23 protein-coding genes, 1 tRNA gene and 1 riboswitch are annotated in these 24,942 nt (G+C 42.2%); of the genes, 3 read left to right on the top strand and 21 right to left on the bottom strand.

Annotated features, from left to right (window positions below; all coding sequences use genetic code 11):
* Positions 1–177: 177 nt before the first annotated feature.
* From pheT to KX728_RS01315, 6 genes are all read right to left on the bottom strand, one after another.
* Entirely contained in the window at positions 178–2,583 is a 2,406-nt protein-coding gene (pheT, locus tag KX728_RS01340; protein WP_215805059.1) for a phenylalanine--tRNA ligase subunit beta, read from the bottom strand.
* Between the two features lie 119 nt (positions 2,584–2,702).
* Positions 2,703–3,749 (bottom strand): phenylalanine--tRNA ligase subunit alpha, encoded by a 1,047-nt coding sequence (pheS, locus tag KX728_RS01335; RefSeq protein WP_215805060.1) that lies wholly within the window; start codon positions 3,747–3,749, stop codon positions 2,703–2,705.
* 312 nt (positions 3,750–4,061) lie between these two features.
* Positions 4,062–4,481, bottom strand: coding sequence for a chromosome partitioning protein ParB (locus KX728_RS01330; protein ID WP_215805061.1), 420 nt, complete (start codon positions 4,479–4,481; stop codon positions 4,062–4,064).
* Positions 4,482–4,508: 27 nt separating this feature from the next.
* Entirely contained in the window at positions 4,509–5,159 is a 651-nt protein-coding gene (locus KX728_RS01325; RefSeq protein WP_215805062.1) for a phosphatase PAP2 family protein, read from the bottom strand.
* Positions 5,149–5,712, bottom strand: a complete 564-nt coding sequence (locus tag KX728_RS01320) for an ECF transporter S component (RefSeq protein WP_215805063.1) — start codon at positions 5,710–5,712, stop codon at positions 5,149–5,151. The genes KX728_RS01325 and KX728_RS01320 overlap by 11 nt, the downstream gene beginning before the upstream one ends.
* Positions 5,713–5,865: 153 nt before the next feature.
* A riboswitch (FMN riboswitch) is annotated at positions 5,866–6,083 on the bottom strand.
* Between the two features lie 40 nt (positions 6,084–6,123).
* Entirely contained in the window at positions 6,124–6,627 is a 504-nt protein-coding gene (locus tag KX728_RS01315; protein WP_033629317.1) for a tRNA (cytidine(34)-2'-O)-methyltransferase, read from the bottom strand.
* 401 nt (positions 6,628–7,028) lie between these two features.
* Here KX728_RS01315 and trkA point away from each other — a divergent pair, with 401 nt between their 5' ends.
* Both trkA and KX728_RS01305 read left to right on the top strand, forming a co-directional pair.
* On the top strand, positions 7,029–8,378 hold the full coding sequence (gene trkA, locus KX728_RS01310; RefSeq protein ID WP_215805064.1) for a Trk system potassium transporter TrkA: 1,350 nt from the start codon (positions 7,029–7,031) through the stop codon (positions 8,376–8,378).
* Between the two features lie 3 nt (positions 8,379–8,381).
* Positions 8,382–9,821 (top strand): TrkH family potassium uptake protein, encoded by a 1,440-nt coding sequence (locus tag KX728_RS01305; protein WP_215805065.1) that lies wholly within the window; start codon positions 8,382–8,384, stop codon positions 9,819–9,821.
* 89 nt (positions 9,822–9,910) lie between these two features.
* On the opposite strand, the gene KX728_RS01300 is transcribed toward KX728_RS01305, so the two are convergent.
* The 5 genes from KX728_RS01300 to KX728_RS01280 form a co-directional block, all read right to left on the bottom strand.
* Positions 9,911–10,840, bottom strand: a complete 930-nt coding sequence (locus KX728_RS01300; protein WP_001291306.1) for an ATP-binding cassette domain-containing protein — start codon at positions 10,838–10,840, stop codon at positions 9,911–9,913.
* Between the two features lie 10 nt (positions 10,841–10,850).
* Positions 10,851–11,918 (bottom strand): ABC transporter ATP-binding protein, encoded by a 1,068-nt coding sequence (locus KX728_RS01295; RefSeq protein WP_215805066.1) that lies wholly within the window; start codon positions 11,916–11,918, stop codon positions 10,851–10,853.
* An 8-nt stretch (positions 11,919–11,926) separates the two neighbouring features.
* On the bottom strand, positions 11,927–12,853 hold the full coding sequence (gene oppC / locus KX728_RS01290; RefSeq protein ID WP_007522372.1) for an oligopeptide ABC transporter permease OppC: 927 nt from the start codon (positions 12,851–12,853) through the stop codon (positions 11,927–11,929).
* On the bottom strand, positions 12,853–14,349 hold the full coding sequence (locus tag KX728_RS01285) for an ABC transporter permease (RefSeq protein ID WP_215805067.1): 1,497 nt from the start codon (positions 14,347–14,349) through the stop codon (positions 12,853–12,855). The genes oppC and KX728_RS01285 overlap by 1 nt, the downstream gene beginning before the upstream one ends.
* A 66-nt stretch (positions 14,350–14,415) precedes the next feature.
* Positions 14,416–16,395, bottom strand: a complete 1,980-nt coding sequence (locus tag KX728_RS01280) for a peptide ABC transporter substrate-binding protein (RefSeq protein WP_215805068.1) — start codon at positions 16,393–16,395, stop codon at positions 14,416–14,418.
* A 299-nt stretch (positions 16,396–16,694) separates the two neighbouring features.
* Here KX728_RS01280 and KX728_RS01275 point away from each other — a divergent pair.
* Positions 16,695–16,765: transfer RNA gene (locus tag KX728_RS01275), tRNA-Cys, on the top strand.
* Between the two features lie 148 nt (positions 16,766–16,913).
* Here KX728_RS01275 and KX728_RS01270 read toward each other — a convergent pair.
* From KX728_RS01270 to KX728_RS01225, 10 genes are all read right to left on the bottom strand, one after another.
* Positions 16,914–18,245, bottom strand: coding sequence for a hemolysin family protein (locus KX728_RS01270; protein WP_061421650.1), 1,332 nt, complete (start codon positions 18,243–18,245; stop codon positions 16,914–16,916).
* A gap of 144 nt (positions 18,246–18,389) precedes the next feature.
* Positions 18,390–19,214 carry a DNA/RNA non-specific endonuclease gene (locus KX728_RS01265; protein ID WP_215805069.1) on the bottom strand — a complete coding sequence of 275 codons (825 nt, stop codon included), beginning with the start codon at positions 19,212–19,214 and terminating at the stop codon, positions 18,390–18,392.
* A gap of 40 nt (positions 19,215–19,254) precedes the next feature.
* A complete protein-coding gene (locus KX728_RS01260; protein ID WP_000739701.1) occupies positions 19,255–19,449 on the bottom strand; it encodes a DNA-directed RNA polymerase subunit beta in 195 nt (64 codons plus the stop codon).
* The gene (murA, locus tag KX728_RS01255; protein WP_215805070.1) at positions 19,436–20,719 is read right to left on the bottom strand and encodes a UDP-N-acetylglucosamine 1-carboxyvinyltransferase; all 1,284 of its coding nucleotides are present in this window, start codon (positions 20,717–20,719) and stop codon (positions 19,436–19,438) included. Before murA ends, KX728_RS01260 begins: the two co-directional genes overlap by 14 nt.
* A 23-nt stretch (positions 20,720–20,742) precedes the next feature.
* Complete coding sequence (locus KX728_RS01250; protein ID WP_008276638.1) at positions 20,743–20,973, bottom strand: DUF1146 family protein; 231 nt, start codon at positions 20,971–20,973, stop codon at positions 20,743–20,745.
* 55 nt (positions 20,974–21,028) lie between these two features.
* Positions 21,029–22,066 carry a SepM family pheromone-processing serine protease gene (locus tag KX728_RS01245; protein WP_215805071.1) on the bottom strand — a complete coding sequence of 346 codons (1,038 nt, stop codon included), beginning with the start codon at positions 22,064–22,066 and terminating at the stop codon, positions 21,029–21,031.
* The gene (gene coaD / locus KX728_RS01240; protein ID WP_215805072.1) at positions 22,050–22,538 is read right to left on the bottom strand and encodes a pantetheine-phosphate adenylyltransferase; all 489 of its coding nucleotides are present in this window, start codon (positions 22,536–22,538) and stop codon (positions 22,050–22,052) included. The genes KX728_RS01245 and coaD overlap by 17 nt, the downstream gene beginning before the upstream one ends.
* Positions 22,528–23,067, bottom strand: a complete 540-nt coding sequence (gene rsmD, locus KX728_RS01235; protein ID WP_215805073.1) for a 16S rRNA (guanine(966)-N(2))-methyltransferase RsmD — start codon at positions 23,065–23,067, stop codon at positions 22,528–22,530. The genes coaD and rsmD overlap by 11 nt, the downstream gene beginning before the upstream one ends.
* A 64-nt stretch (positions 23,068–23,131) precedes the next feature.
* Entirely contained in the window at positions 23,132–24,124 is a 993-nt protein-coding gene (asnA, locus tag KX728_RS01230) for an aspartate--ammonia ligase (protein WP_084860344.1), read from the bottom strand.
* 109 nt (positions 24,125–24,233) lie between these two features.
* The gene (locus KX728_RS01225; protein WP_219108653.1) at positions 24,234–24,917 is read right to left on the bottom strand and encodes a Bax inhibitor-1/YccA family protein; all 684 of its coding nucleotides are present in this window, start codon (positions 24,915–24,917) and stop codon (positions 24,234–24,236) included.
* Positions 24,918–24,942 lie beyond the last annotated feature (25 nt).

The raw sequence follows: 24,942 nt of genomic DNA, 5'->3' as shown, positions 1-24,942 counted from the left end.
TTAACACGATATTTTATAGTTAAAAATACCGTTTCTAAGGATTTTAAGTGCTTCAGCGATAGCTTTAGTATAACTCATGAAAGACTGTCTAGGAGGATTTTTTCCTCAACTATCGCTTTTCTCTTCTGAACTGTCCTTTTGAAACTAAAAATCCACCCCGAAGGATGGATTGATGAGTTAACGTACTTCTGCACTCACTTTTTCTTCGAGAGAAGCTTGGATTTTCTCCATGTAACGTGCGACTTCTTCATCCGTCAAGCTATCTTCTGGATTTTGGAAGGTCAGACTGTAAGCCATTGACTTCATACCAAGTCCCAGTTTTTCGCCTGAGAAGACGTCAAAGAGTTTGATATCTGTCAATCGTTTTACGCCTGCAGCTTGGATGGCATTTACAACTTCTTGATGGCTAATTTCTGCCTTGAGAAGAAGGGCAATATCACGGCTGACTGCTGGGAATTTCGTGATCTCCACAAATGGAGCAGCAGGTTGGAGCGCAGCTTCGATGGCTGAGAGGTCGAGCTCCGCTACATACGTTTCTGGGATATCGTAAGCCTTGGCAGTGACTGGATGTACTTGCCCAAGAAAACCAAGAATTTGGTCACCGAGTGAGATTACGGCTGTACGTCCTGGGTGAAGGCTAGCGATTTCAGATGTTGCTGTATAAGTCACTGCAAGTCCCAAGCGAGTAAAGAGGGCTTCAAGGATTCCCTTAGCATAGAAGAAATCAACTGGAACTGCTGCCGTTTGGAAATCTTTTTCTGCAACCAAGCCGGTTAAGGCAAAGGCAAAACTGTTGATTTCGTTTGGAAGTTCTTCTTTTGGATTGCCTGTTTGTTCAAAGACTTTTCCAATCTCGTAAAGAGCCAAGTTTTTGTTCTTACGCGCTACGTTGTAGGCAACTGTATCAAGGATACCAGAAACCATATTTTGACGGAGAACTGAACGGTCCACGGTCATTGGCCACATGAGCTCTGTCAGCTTACTTGGTTGAACCGTAAACTCAACTGCTTTTTCAGGAGTTGTCAGAGCGTAGGTGATGATTTCTGTCAAACCTGCCCCTTCAGCGATGGTACGAACTTGACGGCGCAATTTTTGTGTCGCAGTCAATTCACCAGCTGTACCATCATCTTTTGGAAGACTAGTTGGCAAGCGATCATAACCATAGATACGAGCGATTTCTTCAAAGAGGTCCGCTTCGATGGTGATATCCCAACGACGACGTGGGACGCTGACAGTGAAGGCTTCCTCATTTCCAGAAAGTCCAAAGCCAAGACGACGGAAGACATCTTCCACATCAGCATATGAAAGGTCCGTACCAAGGACGCGGTTAACGTCTGCAAGAGTAGAAGAAACTTCCACATCAGAAGTATCAAGCTGGCCTGCTGAAACGATGCCCTTACGCACTGTCGCACCTGCAAGTTCCGCAATCAGGCTAGCTGCCGCATCAAGGGCTTCATTGACTGTTGCCACATTGATGCCTTTTTCAAAGCGAGAAGATGATTCAGAGCGTAGGTTAAGGCGTCCGCTAGTCTTACGAATGGATTGGCCATTAAAAACAGCAGCTTCAAGGACAACACGACTAGAATTTTCAGAGATTTCTGTTGCTTGACCACCCATAACACCTGCAAGGGCTACTGGCTTGTCTGCGACAGTGATGACTAAGTCATTTGTTTCCAAGTCACGCTCTTCACCATCCAAGGTCACCAATTTTTCACCAGCACGTGCTTCACGCACAAGGATGTCAGTCCCTTCAAAGGTATCCAAGTCAAAGGCATGCATCGGTTGACCAAAGTAGAGTAGGATATAGTTGGTCACGTCTACAACGTTATTGATGGGACGGATACCTTCATTCATAAGAAGGTTTTGCAACCATTGTGGACTTGGTGCGATAGTCACATTATCCAAGATACGGGTCGCATAGTAAGGAGACTTGTCTGTGTCAATATTGACAGAAAGAGCATCCGCTGCAGCTTGATCCGTTTCAGCAAGAGCAAACTCTTTAAAGTTCACAGACTTGTCATAGATGGCTGCTACTTCGTGTGCTACTCCACGCATAGATAGAGCATCTGCACGGTTTGGTGTGATGGAAAGCTCGATAATTTCATCATCCAAGTCTAGGTAAGAAAAGACTTCGTCCCCAGGAACAGCATCTTGAGGCAAGATTTGGATACCATCTGCGAATTCCTTTGGCACAACTGAGTCAGAAATACCTAATTCACCAAGGGAACAAATCATTCCAAGTGACTCTAAACCACGGATTTTTCCTTTTTTAATCTTGTAATTGTCCGCGATACGAGCTCCCGGAAGTGCCACCATGACCTTGATACCAGCGCGCACATTTGGTGCACCACAGACGATTTGACGGGCTTCTTCTTCACCCACATTGACTTGGCAGACATGCAAGTGTGTTTCGGGCACATCTTCACAAGACAAGACCTCACCGACGACAATTTTTGAGAGACCAGCAGCCGGTGATTCGACACCTTCGACCTCAATCCCTGTAGTTGACATTTTTTCAGCCAACTCTTGTGATGGCACATCAATGTCCACCAATTCTTTTAACCATTTATAAGATACAAGCATAATTCTGATTGTAAGATACCACCAAGTGGTACCTTTTCAATTCCTTTCTTTTTCTTCGAGTCAGTCCTCACCATTCTCATCGAGAGAAAATGACTAGGACTGTGTTGCAGGTTTCAATCTTATTTAAACTGTTCTGAGAAGCGGACATCGCCTTGGTAGAATCCACGAATATCGTTGATTCCGTAACGGAGCATGGCTACACGCTCTTGACCAAGACCAAAGGCAAAACCAGAGTAAACCGTTGCATCAATACCACTCATCTCAAGGACACGTGGGTGAACCATACCGGCACCCATGATTTCAATCCAACCTGTTTTCTTACATACGTTACAGCCGTCTCCGCCACACTTGAAGCAGGAAACATCCACCTCAACAGATGGCTCTGTGAATGGGAAGTAAGATGGACGCAGACGGATCTGACGCTCTTCACCAAACATTTTTTGCACAATCAACTGAAGTGTTCCTTGAAGGTCCGCCATAGAGATATTTTTCCCAACAACCAAGCCTTCGATTTGGTGGAATTGGTGACTGTGGGTTGCATCGTCCGTGTCACGACGGAATACACGCCCTGGTGAGATCATCTTCAAAGGACCTTTTGAAAAATCATGGGCGTCCATGGCACGCGCCTGAACTGGAGACGTGTGGGTACGGAGCAAGATTTCTTCTGTGATATAGAAAGTGTCCTGCATATCGCGAGCTGGATGGTCCTTTGGAAGGTTCATGCGCTCAAAGTTATAGTAGTCTTGCTCCACTTCAAAACCATCCACGACTTGGTAACCCATCCCGATGAAAATATCTTCGATTTCTTCACTGGTTTGTGTGAGGACATGACGGTGACCAGTCGCAACTGGGCGGCCTGGAAGTGTCACATCGATACTCTCGCTAGCTAATTTAGCTGCGACTTTCTTTTCTTCCAAAAGCTTAGCTGTTTCTTCAAAAGCAGCTGTCAAGACATCACGCGCTTCATTGACGTGTTTCCCGATGATTGGGCGCATCTCAGCAGAGACATCTTTCATCCCTTTGAGGATTTCAGTAAGCGAACCCTTTTTACCAAGGACAGAGACACGCAAGTCTTGCATCTCTTTTTCGTTTTCAGCAGTAATCTGCTGCAAGCTAGCCAGCGTTTCTTCGCGAAGCGCTTTTAATTGTTCTTCAATAGTTGACATATTTCCTCCATCAGTCTCTCATAAGATAAAAAGAAAACCACATGCCAAAAACTCCACTCGGAGCGTTGACACGCGGTACCATCCGTTTTCATCTGACAAGTCAGACCTTCATTTCTAAATCCATGCGCAAGTGAATTCACCCAGCTTTCATATAGAGAGCTTGCAGTCACGGCTCTCCTCCCTGATATACTTCCCTTGAGTTACTAGTCTTGCGGATTCCTATTCAATTACTACTTAGTTTATCAGATTTTTAGTTAAAAAACAAGTTAGATTAGACTAATTTCAATATAAAAAGGAACAAGACACAATGCATTACCTATTTGTAGGATCTGTTTCACCTGCTTTCCTTTTCAATAAAAGAGTTGCTGCTTGATTAAAACCATCACACCAGTTATACCATTTTGCTTCATACTCATCTTGAGATACGATATGATTTTTTAAATCCAGAACAGAGTAAATCTTTCTTTCCTCACAAGCTTGCGCATAGAGATAATACAGTTCATCGCCACCATCTCTATCCCACTCAGCAGAAATCGTATCCCTACCTGCCAATAAAGCCTGATAAGCCCTGTGATGCCCGTCTGTAATCAACAAGCAGTCTCCGAATGCAAGAACACTGATTGGAGCAACATTGATTATTTCTGCCGACTGATAAAGTGTCTGGATGCCTTCTAGTTTCTTTTCTGATAAGTATAGTTGAGTCGGATGGAGATCTGTTATATTGACTTTCATTTCTTTCTCCTCAAGAGAATTCGATACTCACTTCTGCTTGCCTTTAAATCGCCATTGGAAGCGAAGCTTGTCATAGAAAGGAAATTCGATAAACAAGACTCCCAAACCTACACAGAAACTGGCAAGCACATCTGATGGGTAGTGAACTCCCAGATAGACCCGAGATAGAAGCACACTGACGAGGTAGAAGCCAAGGACGATTTGCACAATTTTTCTCCAAACCGGATCTTTAATCCGTTGACTGAGAATGACAATCAGAGTACCTACCATCAGCGTCACTGCCAGAGAATGACCACTTGGAAAAGAAAATCCCTTCTCCTCTACCAAGTGTAAAATGGCTGGCCGTGGGCGCTGGTAGATGTTTTTAAAGGTCACGATTAAAAGACCGGCTAAGGCTAGATTACCCGCCATGAAGTAGCTTTCTATCTTCCACTGCTTACGATAAAAGATAAAGGCTGCGATGGCAACCCAGGTAATGATTACTGGGATATCAATCAAATGCGTAAGCGCACGGAATAGAACTGTCAAATAATCTGGCAAGTCCCCACGAAGAGCAGTCTGAATCGGTTGATCAAAACCGACTAGCATTTCAGGATAGAACTTAACCATATAGCCAAGAAGGACGAAAAGTAAAAGGGCAAAACTGCCCTTCATTAAAAATGTTTGTTTATCTCTCATAATGTTTTAAGGTTGGTTTCAAGAGGACATATAACAACCAGAATGAAACGGCAAAGATGATACCTTCAATCAGGTTAAAAGGTAAAACCATAGTCATCAAGTAGTTAGAAAGTCCTATAATTTCTCTAATATCAAAGTTGGCAAACTGCGCGTACAAAGGAACCGCATAGACATAGTTGAGAACCAACATGGCAGAAGTCAACCCAATAGTTCCCGCTAGAGATGCTAGTAGGAAACGAAGGGTGCTACGCTCCTTTTTCCAAATCAAACCAAAAGCGATAACAAAAACTCCCAGAGCTACGACATTCATTGGCAAGCCAATGTAGGTGTTCACTCCTTGGCTATTCAGAAGCAACTTCAAGAGTGAGCGCATCAAGAGAATTCCTAGAGCTGCTGGCAAATCCATCACCACCAAGCCCACAAGGACTGGCAAGATACTAAACTCGATCTTGAGGAAGGTTGCCGCTGGCAAGAGCGGAAAGTCAAAGTACATCAGCACAAATGAAATGGCTGATAAAATCGCAATGGTCGAAATTCGACGTGTGTTTGTCATAACAGGTTCCTCCAATTTTCTATAAAATCAGAAGAAGTTGGAAAGGATCCCTCTATCTATTCTCACTTTTTATATCCCAAAAGTTCCCTCTCACTCTTTTGAGCAAGCGGTTGCAATTCATCAATAAACTCATCAGAACAGACAAAGCCATTCTTTCGTCTTCTCCCATCCAGACTATACTGTCGGTTGTGGAATTGCACCACATCAGCTTGCGCTCGCGGACTTATTTGGCTAAGATATTTTAGATTTACCTAGGCGTCGCAGTCGAAGATAATACTTGAGTATATCGAGACAAGACAACGACAAGAAAGCTAAAATAGCTAGTCAAATTTACCGCCGGTCGGGAATCTCACCCTGCCCTGAAGACCCCTTTATCATAACAAAAAACGCTTGCAAGTGCAAGCATTTTGATTATTTCAATTTATCTGCTTCATAGGTGTGAACAAGCTCAAGACCTGCAAAATTCTGCTGACGAAGAGCCTCATATACAATCATGCAGACGGTATTGGAAACATTGAGACTGCGGACATGTTCATCATTCATAGGAATACGGAGAGCCTTTTCGGGATGCTCCCGCATAAAGTCCTCAGGCAAGCCCTTGTCTTCACGTCCAAAGAGAAAATAATGGTCTTCGTCCGTCGATAAATCTGCTTCAGAATAGACTTTTTCCGCAAATTTTGAAATCAGATAGAGTTTACCCTTCATCTGAGACATGAAATCTTCCAAACTGTCATAAAAATAAATCTCAAGCTTATCCCAGTAGTCCAAACCAGCCCGCTTCATCTTGCGGTCATCAATCGGAAATCCCATCGGTTTGATGATGTGAAGGGGAGAATTGGTCGCAGCGCAAGTACGCGCAATGTTACCTGTGTTTTGTGGAATCTGAGGTTCAAATAATACAATGTGATTTGTCATGACTGGCTTCCTTTTATCATTGCAAAAAAATAGCCACACTGCCCGGAGTCAAGCTCAGCAAACAGCGTGGTTAAGGCGTCGTTAACTTACCTCACAACAGGTTTGAAGTAAATCAGCGAAACTACTTCCTTAGTATAACACTTTCAGAATCATTGTCAATAGAAATGACTTGATTTTTTTACTTTTTTTTGATGATATTTTCATGTTTGGTTATTCCCTTTCTGAAAAGGTATGGTAAAAGAGCCAAATCACTTCAAATCGGTGACATTGTCATAGAAGTTAAGCAAATGTATCTTCAAAACTTGAAAGAAGCCTTTCTTCCCCTAAAAATCGCCTTAGCAAGTGCATTTTTTGCTAAAAAAGGGTATGATAGTTACATCATGAAAAAGTAGGTTTTTTATATGAAAATTGTCCTTGTTGGTGGAGGGAAAGTTGGTTTCGCCCTCTGTCGTTCACTTGTTGCAGAAAACCATGACGTTGTCCTTATCGAACAAGATGAGGCCGTCCTCAATCACATTGTCAGCCGCTATGATATCATAGGTCTCCTTGGAAATGGTGCTGACTTTGCCATCTTAGAGCAAGCCAGTGTTCAAGAGTGCGATATCTTTATCGCCCTAACCGAACACGATGAAGTGAATATGATTTCAGCGGTACTTGCTAAAAAAATGGGGGCTAAAGAAACCATCGTTCGGGTGCGAAATCCTGAATACTCTAATGCCTATTTTAAAGAGAAAAACATTCTTGGATTTTCACTTATTGTTAATCCAGAACTCCTAGCAGCGCGTGCGATCTCAAATATCATTGATTTCCCTAATGCCCTCTCTGTCGAACGATTTGCTGGAGGTCGGGTCAGTCTCATGGAATTTGTTGTCAAGGACTCTAGCGGTCTTTGTCAAATGCCAATCTCAGACTTCCGTAAAAAATTTGGTAATGTTATCGTCTGTGCTATGGAGAGAGATCATCAACTGATGATTCCAAGTGGTGATGTTACTATCCAAGACAAGGATAGGATTTTTGTTACGGGAAATCGTGTAGATATGATGCTTTTCCATAACTATTTTAAATCTCGTGCAGTGAAAAGCTTGCTTATCGTTGGAGCTGGAAAGATCGCTTATTATCTTCTCGGCATTTTAAAAGACAGTCGCATTGATACCAAGGTCATCGAGATCAATCCTGAAAGAGCTCGTTTCTTCAGTGAAAAGTTTCCCAATCTCTATATTGTCCAAGGAGATGGAACTGCAAAAGACATTTTGCTGGAAGAAAGTGCTCCCCACTATGATGCAGTCGCAACCTTGACTGGAGTTGATGAGGAAAATATCATCACTTCTATGTTTCTTGACCGTGTTGGCGTCCATAAGAATATCACCAAGGTCAACCGAACAAGCCTTCTAGAGATTATCCACGCACCTGATTTTTCAAGTATCATCACACCAAAAAGCATCGCAGTAGATACCATTATGCACTTTATCCGTGGTCGAGTAAACGCTCAGTACTCAGACCTTCAAGCCATGCACCATCTAGCAAACGGTCAAATTGAAACTCTCCAATTCCAAATCAAGGAAGCTAATAAAATGACTGCCAAACCTCTTTCACATCTGAAATTGAAGAAAGGGGTTCTCATCGCAGCCATTATCCGAAAAGGAAAAACAATCTTCCCTACCGGAGAGGATATGCTTGAGGTAGGAGACAAGTTGCTCGTGACGACCTTATTGCCAAACATCACCAAAATTTATGATTTGATCGAGAGGTAAAAAATGAATAAAAGTATGATTCGTTACCTCCTCTCAAAACTTCTCTTGATTGAGGCTGTTCTTCTCCTAGTACCTGTTAGTGTAGCGATCTATTACCAAGAATCCAGTCAAGTATTTATCGCTCTCTTTTCTACGATTGAAATTTTAGTCCTTCTTGGTGGTCTAGGTGTTTTACGGAAACCAAAAAATCAACGGATTTATGCCAAGGAAGGAGTCTTAATTGTTGCCCTCTGTTGGATTCTATGGTCTTTCTTTGGTGGCCTCCCCTTTGTCTTTTCAGGACAAATCCCCAGCATCATCGATGCCTTCTTTGAAATCAGTTCTGGATTTACGACGACTGGTGCTACTATCCTAACAGATGTTTCCGTTCTCACTCATTCCCTCCTCTTCTGGAGAAGTTTCACCCACTTGATAGGAGGGATGGGGGTGCTCGTCTTTGCACTTGCCATTATGGACAATGCTAAGAATAGCCACTTGGAAGTGATGAAGGCTGAGGTCCCTGGACCTGTCTTTGGCAAGGTCGTATCCAAGCTAAAAAACACTGCCCAGATTCTCTATCTGCTTTATCTGGCTCTCTTCTCCCTTTTTGTGGTTATCTACTACCTAGCAGGCATGCCTCTCTATGATAGTTTTGTCATCGCTATGGGAACAGCAGGAACTGGGGGCTTTACCGTATATAACGACGGAATTGCCCACTACGGTAGCTCACTTATCACCTATCTCGTTAGTATCGGAGTGTTGGTTTTTGGGGTTAACTTCAATCTCTACTACTACCTCATGCTCCGTCGGATTAAGGCTTTCTTTGGAGATGAAGAACTACGAGCATATATCATCATTGTCCTAGTTTCTACTGGCTTGATTACTCTTAATACGCTCCACCTCTACCAAGGGGTTTCCAAAAGTGTTGAAATGGCCTTCTTCCAGGTTTCCAATATCATCACGACAACAGGTTTTGGTTACGGAGATATTACCAACTGGCCCCTCTTCTCCCAATTTATCCTCCTCTTCCTCATGGGAATCGGTGGATCAGCTGGCTCAACTGCAGGTGGTCTTAAGGTGATCAGAGGACTCATCCTCTCTAAAATCGCAAAAAATCAGATTTTATCCACCTTATCCCCTCACCGTGTTTTGACTCTACACGTCAATAAAACTGTGATTGATAAGGATACCCAACACAAGATTCTTAAGTATTTTGCCATCTATATGATGATTATCCTCTCTCTCATCTTTATCGTCAGTCTTGATAACAATGATTTTCTAGTCGTGACCAGTGCGGTCTTCAGCTGTTTTAACAATATTGGACCTATTCTAGGTACAACCTCGAGTTTTGCCATCTTTAGCCCCATTTCTAAGCTCCTGCTCTCCTTTGCAATGATCGCAGGTCGCTTAGAGATATACCCCATTTTGCTACTCTTTATGAAACGCACTTGGTCTAAACGCTAATGATAATACAATTCCCCCTTTTACAAGCTAGTAGAAGGGGAATTTTTTTATTAAAAATGAGAAGACCTTTCGGTCCTCTCTTAGTCTGTTTATTTTTTAAGAGCTTCCTTGTAACGAGCAAGTTCTGCTTGGTTAGCCCAAACATAGTGACCTGGACGAATTTCTACCATAGATGGCTTGTCTGTCTCATAGTCATGTTGGTCAGGATCGTAAACTTTCAAGACCTTCTTGCGTTCCAAGATTGGATCTGGAATCGGTACAGCAGATAGAAGTGCTTGAGTGTATGGGTGGACGGGATTGTTAAACAACTCCTCTGTCTCCGCCACTTCGACGATAACTCCCTTATAGATAACCGCGATACGATCTGAGATAAAGCGAACAACTGACAAGTCATGCGCGATAAAGAGATAGGTCAAGCCCAACTCTTTTTGGAACTTCTTGAGCAAGTTCAAGACTTGCGCACGCACTGATACGTCCAAGGCTGAAATTGGCTCATCCGCAATAACGAAATCAGGTTCCATCACAAGGGCACGGGCAATCCCGATACGCTGGCGTTGCCCACCAGAAAACTCATGTGGATAGCGGGTCAAGTGTTCTTTCAAAAGTCCAACTTCATGAATCATCTTTTGAACTTTTTCTTTTCGATCTTCTTCATCTTTAAACAAGTGATAGTTGTAAAGACCTTCAGAGATGATATAGTCAACTGTTGCACGCTCATTCAAGCTCGCTGCAGGGTCCTGGAAAATCATCTGGATACGACGAATCAAGTCTGATGATTCTTTATGAGATTTTTTCCCATTAATCTTATGACCATCAAAGATGATCTCACCTTTACTAGTATTATTTAAACCAATAATGGCACGACCAATGGTTGTTTTCCCACTACCAGATTCACCTACAAGAGAGAAAGTTTCTCCCTTGTTGATAAAGAAGTTGGCGTTTTTAACCGCGACAAACTTCTTACTTCCTTCACCGAAGGAAATTTCTAAATCTTTAATTTCTACTAATTTTTCAGACATTTCCTTCCTCCTAGTCTTCTAGATGAGCAAAGCCCATTTTATCACGAATTTTGTCATGCAAATCTGCAATGACTCCAGGTTTTTCAACTTTAGGAGCATTCTCATGAAGCAACCAAGTCTTAGCCCAGTGGGTATCAGTGACTGAAAACTTAGGTGCTTTCTCTTCAAAATCAATTTGCATCGCATAATCTGAACGAAGGGCAAAGGCATCACCTTTCAACTCAGTATAAAGAGACGGTGGTGTTCCTGGGATAGAGTACAATTCCCCTTTATCATCAGCAAGCTGTGGCAAGCTAGACAAGAGACTCCAAGTGTATGGATGACGTGGATCGTAGAAGACTTCCTCAACAGTACCGTATTCTACAATTTCCCCAGCATACATAACCGCTACCTTATCGGCAATACTTGCTACCACACCAAGGTCATGGGTGATAAAGATAATGGTAAAGTGGTACTCATTTTGCAAGGTTTTAAGCAAATCAATGATTTGTGCTTGAATGGTTACATCAAGGGCCGTTGTCGGCTCGTCACAGATTAAGATATCTGGACGACATGCAAGGGCAATCGCGATAACGATACGTTGACGCATCCCTCCAGAATATTGGAAAGGATACTCATCAAAACGTTTTTCAGCGTCTGGAATTCCGACCTTGTTCATATAGTCGATTGCCATCTCTTTGGCTTCCTTAGCTGTTTTCCCTTGGTGTTTAATGATCACTTCAGTGATTTGGCTACCGATTGTATTGATTGGGTCCAAACTTGTCATAGGGTCTTGGAAGATAGTCGCAATCTTAGCACCACGAATCTTCTCCCATTCCTTGTTAGAAGTAAGAGCAGTCAAGTCTTGTCCACGATAGTCGATGCTTCCTTGGGCAATACGCCCATTGTCTTCTAACATCCCTGTAAAGGTTTTTGTTAAAACAGATTTACCAGAACCGGACTCACCTACCAAGGCCAGAACTTCTCCTTCAATCAAGTCTAGAGAAACTCCTCGGATAGCCGTCAGAACTTTGTCACGAACGTCAAATTCCACGACAATATCACGAGCAGTCAAAATTACATTTTTCCCTTTTATCATGTCTACTCCTATCTATGTGTACGTGGATCACTAGCATCCGCTAGGTTTTGACCAACAACAAAAAGAGATAGAGATACCAAAATCAAGGTAGTCAATGGAATCCAGAACAAGTAAGCGTTGGTCGTAACGTTTTGTGAGTAATCTGAGATCAAACGTCCCAAACTTGGCACTGTTACAGGCAATCCCAATCCAAAGAAGGAAAGGAAGGCTTCATAAGAGATGAAGCTTGGCAACATCAAGGTCATTGTAGAAACAATAACAGATACCAATTGCGGCATGATATTTTTAACAATGATTTTAAAGGTTGGTGTTCCAAGTGTTTGAGAAGCAAGGTTGTATTCCAAATCACGATAACGCATGATTTGGATACGAATCATATAAGCAATCCCAATCCAAGTTGTCACACTCATGGCAAAAATCAAATTCCAGAAACCAGCACCAATTGAGTAAGTCAAGACAATGACAATCAAGAGAGATGGAATGTTTGAAATAATGTTATAAACTTCCATCATGACGCGGTCAACGGATTTTGAAATTCCCCAAATTCCACCAACAATAACCCCGATCACAAGGTTGATAAAAGTGGCAATTACAGAGATAAGAATTGAATTACGCGCACCAAACCAAACCCCATCAAACAAGGATTTACCATTGCTATCTGTACCAAACCAATGTTCAGCATTGGGCTTGATAAAACGAGCAGAAAAGTCATTGACCTTACTTACATCGTTGAAGTCAAAATCTGAGAACATTGGGTAAATAAAGCTCATCAAGATAATGGCAACCAAAATCCCCAACATAATGACTGTTGATTTTTTCTTTAGAAATTGTCTAAATACAGAACCCCAGTATGAATAGGCAGGAGCATCAATTGTTTCAGAGGCAAAATCGTCACGTTTTACGAACTGAAATTTTTCTTTATCGATTGTTGACATTATTTGCCTCCTTTCTCTGTCAATTTAATACGTGGGTCAAGCATGGTCATCCAGATATCTCCTACAAAGAGTGAGAAGATAGAAATACATGTAAAGATAAAGACGAGACCAACTACCATTGAGTTGTTTGATGCCTTAACAGAGTCAATCAACATTTTACCCATACCTGGGAAGGCGAAGACTGTTTCTGTCAATGTTGCACCACCAATAACTCCGATTACGGCACCAGGAATACCTGAAACCAAAGGAACCATGGCATTTTTAAAGATGTGTTTATTTGAAATTTCTTTTTCAGACAAACCTTTGGCACGAGCAAAACGTACAAAGTCCTGAGATTGCAAGTCGATCATGTAACGACGAATCCAGATAGCTGTACTTGGCGCACCCAACAAACCTAGAATGACTGCTGGTAAGACATAAGAACGCCAATCTCCAGCACCCAAAATAGGGAATGAGTCAGGCAGACCAATTGATGATCCAATCAAGCGGACGATATAAACCAAGGCAATCGTTGGAAGGGCAAGCAAGAAGGTCAGAGCACCTGTCGAGAAGCTGTCAATCCAAGTATTTTTGTGGCGAGCCATAGCAGATCCAAGTGGAATCGCAATCGCATACGAAATAATCAAACCAATCAAACCAGCAACCGCTGAACTTGCAATCATTGATGGGTATTGGTAATTGCTTTCTGTAGCTGTATATGGATCGTCTTTACCATAGTTGGCTACCTCACGCGCGTCTGCTTGACTTGGAGATTTGTAAGTACGAGAGTAAATATCTACCGATGAAGTCTTTTTACCCATAGGGAATTGAACTTCTGATGTCTTAGTTTGTCCCTGACCTTGTGTGATAACTTGAAGCACTGGTGTGTTTGCATAAGTTGGGTAAGAGTCACCCAAGTTGATGTTCACAAAGTTTTGGTGTACAAATGGAAATTGATTGTTGAAATACAAAAGATACTTATGTTTTGTACCTGAACCAACCAATGACCAACCGATAGCAGGGTCATTTTCAAAACGAAGATAACGTTGCAAGTTTGGATTTTCAGGGTCTTGAATCTTGTTTGGATGATCAATATCAATCAAGTTGGAATAGAATTTGAAAACACGTTCAAAAATTGGAATTTCACGCGTAGCATAGAATTGACCACTTTCTGAGAACACACCGAGTGTCCAACCATTTCCTAGTTGGTTGATGTATTTTTCATAGATTGCCTTATTGGTATCATTGGCATCCACTGTTACAGATGAGTCCAGTGAGCTCGCTCTTTCTTGCAACTCTTTGGTATCGTAGTACTCGATATAGCCCATCCGTTCATAAACGGTATTTTCATAATTATCCCGCTTGTCCGGCGTCGTTGCAATCTTGTTATAGTTGGTATCCTGCTTGAAAATCAATTTTCGAGGAACCATCGTATAGATAATTGTGTAGGTCAATGTTGTCACCAAGAAAATAGACAACAATGAACGCAATACACGCATAAAAATATATTTCTTCATATCGTTTCCTTTTAAAATCCCAAAAGAACCTTCTCCTCATGGAGAGAAAGTTCTCTTGAGAGTTATTTATTTAACGTGGTTAGCCAATTCTTTTTGAACTTTTTCGTTTGATTCTTTTTTCTCTTTGAGCCATTTTTCACGAGCTTGTTCATAGTCAGCTTTTGTTACAACCTTATCTTGTAACTGAATATACTTGAAGTATACGTCTGATCCCTTATCTCCAGATTGACTGTAAGATGCTGTGAATGGTACAACACGAGAAATGATTGGTGCAGCACCACTTGATGACATAGCTGGCAAGAAGAGTGAGCTATCTGTCAACCAAGCTTGGGCAGCCGCATATTTTTCATAACGAACATTCAAGTCGTTGGTTTCCTTAGCAGCTTCATCAACTAGCTTATCGTATTCTTTCAAACCAACTTGAGCCGCTGCAGCATTATCTGCACCTTCGTAACCCATGTATGTTTTTGTTTGTTCAGCATTCGTTGTCTTCAAGATATCAAGGTAAGTTGATGGATCTTCATAGTCAGGGTTCCATCCAACAGCACCTGAAAGATCCCAATCTTCTGCTGCTGCGCTAGCTGCGTAGTAAGTGATGTTGTTCAACTCATCTTTAGAAATTTGTTGGATATCAATGACTACGTTGCCTTCACCAAGTACTGTTTCAACGGATTGTTTGAAGGATTGGATACGTGCAATATAGTTTTTAGATGTTTGGTCTACTGGGATATCCAAGTGAATAGGGAATTTCACACCTTCTGCTTCCAATGCTGTTTTAGCTTTGGCAAATTCAGCTTTGGCTTTATCGGCGTTGAAGAGTCCATCTTGACCATCCGCAAAGTTAACATTCTTCCACTCATCACCGTAAGCAGCCATCTTTTCAGTTACCAAGTCACCGAAAGTTTTTTCACCTGCAGAGACAAAATCTGGTTTCACAAAGAGGTTACGAACTGCAAGAGGAGCACCTTCTTTACCATTAATTTGTGCTGAGTAAGAAGTACGGTCAAAGGCGAAGTTCAAAGCCTGACGGAAGTCCTTGTTAAGAAGGGCTTTCTTGGTAGAAGTCTTCTCTTCATCAGTTGTTTTAGAAGTGTATTTGTAACCTTGACGGTCAATATTCACACCCAAACCACCAATACCAGGTCCTGATGGAGTGTAGTAGATATTGTCTTTGTATGTTTCTTCTACCTTAGAGTAGTTTGAACTTGTTGGGTAAAGACGAGCATAGCTATAAGCTCCACTTGTAAAGTTACGTTCAATAGATTCTTGGTCTGACCCATCATAGAAAGCAAGGGTTACTTTATCAATGTGAACATTATCTTTGTCCCAGTAGTTTTCATTCTTAGCAAACTCTATAGAAGATTTAGCAGTCAAACCTTTCAGTAAGAATGGACCATTGTAAAGCAATGATGTAGGGTCAGTTGCTTTGGCAAAGTCAGCCCCTTTTGATTTTTCAAAATCTTCGTTCAATGGCCAGAAGATTGCGTAGGCCATCTTAGAGTTCCAGTATGGTTCTGGTTGATTCAAAGTATACTCAAGAGTATAATCATCAACTGCCTTTACACCGACTGAAGAAAAGTCTTTATTATTTCCAGCTTTATAGTCAGCTAGACCTTTAACTGAATCTTCTGCTAGATAAAGTGCTTCAGACTTGTTATCAGCCGCGTGTTTCAAGCCATTTACAAAGTCTTTCGCTTTCACTTCAGCATATTCTTCGCCATCTGATGTCATCCATTTAACACCTTTACGAATCTTATAGGTATAAGTCAAACCATCTTTTGAAACTGACCAGTCTTCTGCAACTGCAGGAACTAGGTTCCCATACTTGTCATTTGTGAAGAGACCATCGATACCATTTGAAGTGGCAACCTTAGTACTTTGTTTCCCTGAAATGAGGTAATCCAATGTTTCTGGATCAGCTGTATAAACATAGCCATAATTTTTTGGCGCTGTTGAATCAGATGATTTTGAAGAACCGCAAGCAGCTAGTACTCCTGCTGCTAATAAAGCAACACCTGCTGCAACAAATACTCTACTTTTTTTCATGTTTTTAACTCCTCTTGAAAAATTTAGGCTTATTGGAAATTATAACATATATTTTTTAAAAAGTAAACGAATTTTCAGAATATTTAGGCGCATTTCCTCAAAAAACTTCTATTTGTCAAAATTTCTGCATTCTTTGTTTGTTTCTTCAAGAAATACTTTCTAGTCTGACCCTCTATTAGAATGGGATTTTTACAAGCTTTTTCTCACTTCCTCAATCATCATCTGTTTTCCTAAATTGGATTTTAGAATAAGAAACTATTGACGGGAAATGATTTTCAAGGTATAATAATAAACGTTGAGGCGGTATAGCCAAGTGGTAAGGCACGGCTCTGCAAAAGCTTGATCGTCGGTTCAAATCCGTCTACCGCCTTTCAGTACCTGAATTAACAGGAATTAACCAAATGAAAAGCCCAAAAAATCGGGCTTTTTTTATTTTTTCTTCAGATAAATACGGATAACTTCGAAAAACTTTTGGGGCGAATTGGGGGAAATATAAAGCAGTGACTCAAGTCACTGCTTTATTCTGTTTCTTCTTCAGGTTCTAGTTCTGTGATTTGAACTTTTACCTTGGTAACACGTCCATTTTTCACCTTATCATTGGTCAGGACGATTTGCTTGTTTTGACTGACCAGTTGGTAACTGATTTTTTCAGTTGTTGGAATCGTACCAACACCCGTCAAATAATAACCGGCGATGGTATCCACATCATCGCTTTCTAGTTCGACACCAAAGTAGTTATTGAAGTCGTTAAGATTCATAGTTCCCTGTGCAATATAGGTGTCCTCACCGATTTGATGGACTTCGATTTCTGCTCGGTCTGTCTCGTCGTCGATTTCTCCGACAATCTCCTCCAGCAGGTCTTCCAGTGTGACCAGTCCAGCCATACCACCATATTCATCGAGCAAAATGGCCATTTGTCTTTGGGTATTTCGCAATTCTTTTAGCAAGTCATCCACAAAAATAGTTTCAGGAACAAAGAGTGGATCTTGTAAGATCTTCTTCCAGACAATGTTTTCAAAGCCATCTGCATAGGCAGCGTTTAGCAAACGCTTGGTATGAATCAAACCAATCACATTGTCCTTATCCCCATCATAAACAGGGATACGTGAGAAATTTTGCTTTAGAATACTTTGGATAATGGTTTGACTATCATCCTGAATATCCACCATAAAGGCATCCGTCCGAGGAACCATGACTTCTCTCGCCATCAGCTCATCTAGAGAGAAAATCCCTTGTAACATCTCGATTTCGTCTGCATCCAAAGTTTCCTCACTTTTGGTCAACATGTACTCAATTTCATCTCGAGTCATTTTTTCATCTGCATCATCAAAGGTCATTGGCGTTAAACGACTCAAGAGATTGGTTGAAGCAGATAACAACCAGACAAAGGGACTGACAATCTTCCCAAGCCCAATGATAATCGGAACAGAGCGAATGGCTAAGGCATCTTTTAGATTAAGGGCAATCCGTTTAGGATAGAGTTCACCAAAAACAATAGAGATGTAGGTCAAGAATGCCAAAGAGAGGAAACTTGCAATGGCATAAGTTGTTTCTCCATTCCCCATCCAAGAGGCAATTACTTGTCCAAGTGTATCTGCCAATTTTGCCCCTGACAAGATCGTGATCAAGGTGATACCGACTTGAATGGTTGATAAAAAGTGGTTAGGATTTTCAAGTACCTTTAACAAACGAATGTAACGTTTGTCTCCCTCTTCTGCCTTTTGCTCCACTCGGGAACGGTTTAGTGACACCATCGCCATTTCAGTGGCTGAGAAAAAAGCATTTAACAGGGTCAAGATAAATAACAATACAAACTGTAGCAACAAATTCTGACTGCTCGGGTCTTCCATAGTCCTTCTCCTAAAATAGTATCTTGTGTTCCATTATATCATAAAATCGATCAGGATTCACATTATTTTTCATTTAAACAATAGCTCCCCTGCCTATAGAAGACAAAGGAGCTATTTTTATTGTATCTATTGTATCTATTGTTTCTAATCCGTTACTGTTACTTGCCCTGTTCGGTAATCAAGCTGGATTCCCTTTTGAACATTGGGGATTAGGACATTGAATTCCAATTCGCCATCTGAAGACTTGGCTTCGATTTGTGAAGCGGATGGAACTAGGTCCTCATTTGTCGCATAGTGGAGCGTCACGCGATAACGAACCCTCTTATTTTGGTCCAAGGCTTTTCTGACCAAACTCTCATAGTAGTTCTGACCTGTCGAATCCTCAGCCTGAGCTTGGTTGGCCCAAGCTGTCTGGACTGCAATGTTCTTGGGGTTGCTGGTAGAGGCATCAAAACCGTCCAAACCACCTATCAAGGCATAGCCCAGCAGGTGTCCTCTATCAACTGCATGTGTATAGACTCCCTTTAGATTCTTGACCTGATGCCATCCTGGTGGCGTCCAGGAGGTTGAGCCGTTGCCTGTTTCTTCACGATTTTTATACTGCCGAGTCGCTTTGGATAAGATGGCATTGGCAACAGTTGGAACTGTTTCTTTTCCCACTGTCTTTGTTTTATTATCCGCATAGGGTTTGCTGGAAACCTTGGCATCTAGATTGGTTTTATTGCCATTGACAATGAAGGCCCCTGCTCCATTCCACTCAAGATCACCCTTGATTTGGTTTTTGATTGACTCAGTTAAGACACTTTCAGCTAGCTCCTGACTGGGAGCTTCTGAAGCTTGTTTTTTCTGACTAATCTTTGTTCTAGGGGTGTTTGGCGCTGTCTGCATCTGCTTGATATAGTAGCTTCCAGCAGCCAAGAGTAAGAATAGAAGTAACCCTATCAGAGCTTGTCTTGTTTTTTTGTCCATTTTTCTCCTTATTTCTTTAGAAAAAGACTGGTCTCCCAGTCTAATTTCCTGTAAATTTGCTAATCAATTCCTGCCACTTTGCTGGAGACAAGATAGCCCATGGATCCTGTCCCTTTCCTAGGATTCCATAGCCTACCATCAAGCCGATTCCTAAAGCCAGAAAGCCTAGCAATAGTACGATAAAAATCAACAGTAAACGACGGAGTACATAGCGTAAGTTTTTATTCTTCTTCATCATTTGCCTCGATTCGCTGAATCTTCGCTCCTAGCTGAGCCAATTTCTCATGGAAACGGTAGTAACCTCTATCAAGGTGGACTAATTTACCAACAACTGTCTCCCCTTGCGCTACTAAACCTGTCAAAATCAAGGCAGCACTGGCACGAAGGTCCGTTGAAAGAACTTCAGCCCCCTGTAAAGCCTGTCCCCCAACAATACGAGCCGTGTCACGGATAATCTCTGAATGCAAGCCCATACGGCGCATTTCCTCTAAGTGTTGGAAGCGATTCTCAAACACCGTTTCCACCATGGTGGATTCCCCTTTTGCGACTGTCATCAGAGCTGTAAATTGCGCCTGCATATCTGTTGGAAATCCTGGGTGCGGCAAGGTTTTTACATGAACAGCCTTGAGATTTTCAAGTTGAGAACGAATACGGATGCCTTCTGATTCCTCTGTCACTTCAACACCCATTTCAAGGAGTTTTGAAATCAAGGGGCGATTGTGTTCCCATACTGCATCGCGAACGAGGACATCTCCGCCAGTCATAGCTGCAGCCACCATAAAGGTTCCGGCTTCGATACGGTCCTGTACGACACTGTGAGTCGTACCATGGAGTTCCTCAACACCAGTCACTGTGATGGTTTCGGTACCAGCTCCCTTGACCTTGGCTCCCATTTCATTAAGGAGAATAGCGAGATCAACAATTTCCGGCTCACGCGCAGCATTTTCAATGACCGTCACACCGTCAGCTAGAGTTGCCGCCATCATGAGGTTTTGTGTTGCGCCGACACTAGGGAAGTCCATGTAGATATGAGCACCATGCAGGCGTTCTGCCTTGGCTTCGATGTAACCAGCTGTCTGGGTAATCTTTGCCCCCATAGCTTCCAAACCTTTGAGGTGGAGGTCGATGGGACGACTCCCGATGGTACATCCCCCTGGCATAGAAACTTTGGCATGTCCTACACGAGCAAGGATTGGCCCCAAGACAACGATGGATGCACGCATCTTGCTGACATACTTGTATGGAGCTTCCTCAGTGATATCACCAGTCGCATCAACCTCGACAACATGTGCTTCCTCATCAAAATCCACCTTGGCATTCAGACCACGAACTACTTGATTCATGGTGAAAACATCTGACAAGATTGGGACGTTCTGCAAGACTGTCTTACCCTTGCTTGCTAGAATAGTCGCCGCCAACAAAGGCAAGACTGCATTCTTTGCTCCCTCGATCGTCACACTCCCGACCAGACGATTATCTCCACCTTGAACTACAATTTTTTCCATAGTTGTTTCCTTTACTTTTGATTTTATAATAGTCCTCTAAGTGCTTCTTGCCACAGTTGGTACAAACTGATAAAGAATGAACTCAAGATGTAGCCCATTACCATACTAAAGAAGCCTACCAACAAACGAACCTTTTTTGTGTTAGTAGCGGTCACTTTTAAAACCTTTTCCCATCTCACAAGATCCTTTAAAAGGTAAAAACTCAAATAAATAAAGAGTATATGACTACTTAGAGTGAATAATAATTGAACCATTTGACTATTATACCATCTTATCCGCTTGCGCGCTAGTTTTCGATTCTTCTACGAATTAGGGATTGTTTTTAAGGTAATCAATCGCATCCTGCAAGGTCTTAACAGGGACGATTTTCATCTCTGTTTTGATCGTTTTAGCAGCTTCTAGGGCTGTTTCATAGTTGCTTTTCGCATGTGGATCTGCTTTTTTTGCTTCCTCAGTGACTGGATTGTCAGGAGCAAAAAAGATGTTAGCTCCCTGACGAGAGGCTGCAACCACTTTTTTGTCAATTCCACCGATGTCTCCAACATTTCCATCGCGATCAATGGTTCCCGTTCCCGCAACGACGCGACCATTACGAAGTCCTGGATCTGCTATCTGAGTGTAAATAGCTAGACTAAACATAAGACCAGCACTTGGTCCCCCGATACCAGCTGTGGAGAAGCGAATTGGAACGTCACTGGTCACTTCTGTACGGTCAATCAAACCAATCCCAATCCCGTTTTTCCCGTTTTCGAGAGTGATAATTTTACCTTCAGCAGACTTGACTTTTCCGTCTTCTTCATAGGTTACCTTGACCGTGTCCCCCAATTGTTGAGAATTGACATAGTCGACCAAGTCTTTTGAACTGTCAAACGTTTTGTCATTAACAGCCGTCACGGTGTCTGCAATGTTCAGAATGCCTTTAAAAGTCGAATTGTCTGTCACGGTTAAAACGTAAACTCCCAGGTACTTGAGTTCGATATCCTTACCAGCCGTCTTCAGTCCTTGATACTTGGCCATATTTTGAGAAGTTTGCATGTAGAACTGATTGATCCGCATAAACTCTGCATCAGTAGAGCCACCCGTAGTCTCCTTGGCACTTCTAATATCCGTGAAAGGTGTTAACCAAGCATAGACAAGATGCGACAGAGTTGCATGTCGAATGCCGACTGTTACAAACTGGTAAGCTCCTGCTTCTGTGTCTTCTGTTTCATTGACTTTCAATACTCTACGAATATCTTCCGCTCCACCTGGAACTTCTATGTAGTATGGTAAAGGTACTACAAAGGCTAAAAAAGTCAATACTAGTGCTAGGATGACATATAAGGGCCATCTAGTTTTTTTCTTCATGTTCTAATTCCTCCACAACACTGTTTGGGACATATTGCTGAATCTCCTGACCAAACTTCAGAAGTTCTCTCACGGCCGAAGAGCTAATATAAAGATGCTCTGGGCGACTGTATAGGTAAATGGTTTCGATTTCTGGGGCCAGTTGATGATTGTAGTAGTCAAAACTAGACTCATATTGCAAGTCAGTGGCATTTCGCAAGCCACGGACAAGGGTTTTTGCTCCCAGTCTCCTTGCAACTTCGACTACCAATTCATCATGAGAAGCCAAGACCTCTACATTATCTATATGCGCCACCGATTTTTCGACTGCTCGTTTGCGATTCTCAACGGGGAGAAAACCTTGTTTGTGGGGATTGTAGAAAACCCCGACATAGAGCTTATCAAAGAGTTTGCTGGCACGTTCAATGATATCCAGATGTCCATTTGTCATCGGATCAAATGAACCTGTAAATAATCCAATTTTATCTGACATAGACTGTCACCTTACTAATCCCATATATTTTTTCCTTCCAGATGCCTAAGCAGGCGATTTCTTCTGGAAGTTCTACAGACTTATCGGTTTCGCAGACAACCATGACTTCTTGGGAGAAGAGATTTCTTTCTGCCATTTTTTCGATATCTGCAACGATTTGTTCTTTTGCGTAGGGAGGGTCTAAAAAGACCAGATTAAATGTCCCTCCGACTTGCTCTAGAGCACGGTCAGCTTCCATCTTTAAGAGCTGAAATTTAGAAACTTCCTTGGTCATCTGGATATTTTCAGCGATGACAGCTTGGGCCTTTCGCTCCCGTTCCACTAAGACAGCATGGGACATCCCTCTTGACACAGCTTCAATAGACAGACCACCACTGCCAGCATAGAGATCCAAGACACGACCGCCCTCAAAATAGGGACCTATCATGTTAAAGATAGCTCCACGCACCTTATCCGATGTCGGCCTCGTCGTCTTGCCTTCTAGCGTCTTGAGGGGGCGCCCCCCGTAGATTCCTGATACAATTTTCATACCGTTTATTATACCAAATTATAGGCAAAAAGAGAAAGAGAACCGAACCTTGCGGTTCGATTCTCTACAAAATATTTTCGTACGTGTCGCGGACTTCTTGCGGCCAAACACTGGTCTGAACCTCTCCGATGTGTTTCTTACGAAGAAGGAACATGGCCATCCGAGACTGTCCAATCCCCCCACCGATTGTCAATGGGAAAAGACCGTTGAGCAGTGCCTTATGCCATTCCAACTCCAGACGATTTTCGTCTCCTGTAAGAGCCACTTGGCGACGAAGTGTATCTTCATCTACCCGAATCCCCATCGACGAAAGCTCAAAGGCACAACCAAGAGATTCGTTCCAAACTAGAATATCTCCATTTAGCCCCTTATAGCCATTTTCAGACTCTGTTGTCCAGTCATCGTAGTCAGGTGCACGGCCGTCATGAGGTTTTCCGTCAGGCAACTCGCCACCAATACCAATCAAGAAGACTGCACCGAACTCTTTACAAATCGCATTTTCACGCTCTTTCGGTGTTAGGTCTGGATAGCGTTCTACCAACTCTTCTGTATGGATAAAGGTGATTTGTTTTGGCAAGATGGATTCGATATCGTAGCGAGCTTCTACGGCTAGCTCTGTTAGACGAATAGCCTTGTAAATCTTCTCAACGGTTTCTTTGAGATAAGCGATATTGCGTTGACCATTTGGGATAACCTTCTCCCAGTCCCACTGGTCCACATAAACTGAATGGGTCGCGTCAAGTGAATCTTCGTCCGGACGAAGGGCTTTCATGTGAACAAACAGACCTTCACCTTCACCGAAACCAAAACGAGCCAAGGTGTGGCGTTTCCATTTGGCAAGTGAGTGAACGACTTCATAGGTTTCATCTGGAATCTGCAAAACCTTGACGGATACTGGATTTTCGACACCTGACAGGTTGTCCTGCATCCCATCCCCGACCTTGCTCAAGATAGGACCTTGAACTTCAACAACTTCTAACTTATCTTTCAAATACTGGGTAAAAGTGTTTTTGACAAAGGAAATTTCTTCTTGTTGATGAATAAAACTTTTCTTCATAAACAGCTCCTCAAAAATTAGTTAAAAGCATTATACACCTATTTCCAAGAAAAGAAAAGAGTAAATAAGAAAAAGTCAGTGCTCTTTTGAACACTGACTCTGTCATTCATTAATCGTTTCGACCAAAGATTCGTAAGATGCTAAGGAAGAGGTTGATAAAGTCTAGATAGATGCTAAGCGCCATTGAGATGACCCATCCTGTCGCTACTTGCCCTCGTGACTGCTCATAAACATAGCGAATCTTTTGGTTGTCCCAAGCAATCAAACCTGAGAAAACCAAGACCATGGCAATACTAATCATGTAGTCAAAGAAACTATTGGCTAAAAATAGATTCACAACCATAGCAATGATGAGACCAACAAACGCCGCCATCAAAGCTCGGCCCATTCCACTCAAATCTTTCTTGGTGAAAATTCCGATTGCCGCCATGACAAAGAATAGAAGGGCACTGGATACAAAGGCTGATAAGACGGTTCCAGGTGTATAGAAGGCTACGACAAAGCTGAGCGTAAAGCCATTTAAAACAGAATAAACTAAAAATACTGGGAGAGCTGCTGGGCTATTTTTGGCAGCCATGCTACTTGCAACAAAGACCAGAGCAAGTTCTGCAAAAGTTGCAATCATCAACCAGAGACGACCATGCATTAAAAAGTAGACCAATTGGGATTGAAAGACTGTCAACATCAAAGCTGATACGAGAGCCGATAGACCAATTCCAAGTCCCACAAAGGCGTAAACCTTGGCGTAAAATTGATTGAGACCTGAACGTTCTTGAATAATCGATTGATTCATTCTGATTCTCCTTTTTCTATAGATA

This window comes from Streptococcus oralis (assembly GCF_019334565.1).
In the GTDB taxonomy this organism is placed as follows: Bacteria; Bacillota; Bacilli; order Lactobacillales; family Streptococcaceae; genus Streptococcus; species Streptococcus oralis_CR.
Note: the sequence above shows the minus strand (reverse complement) of the source record. Positions and strands in the feature narration are given on the sequence as shown.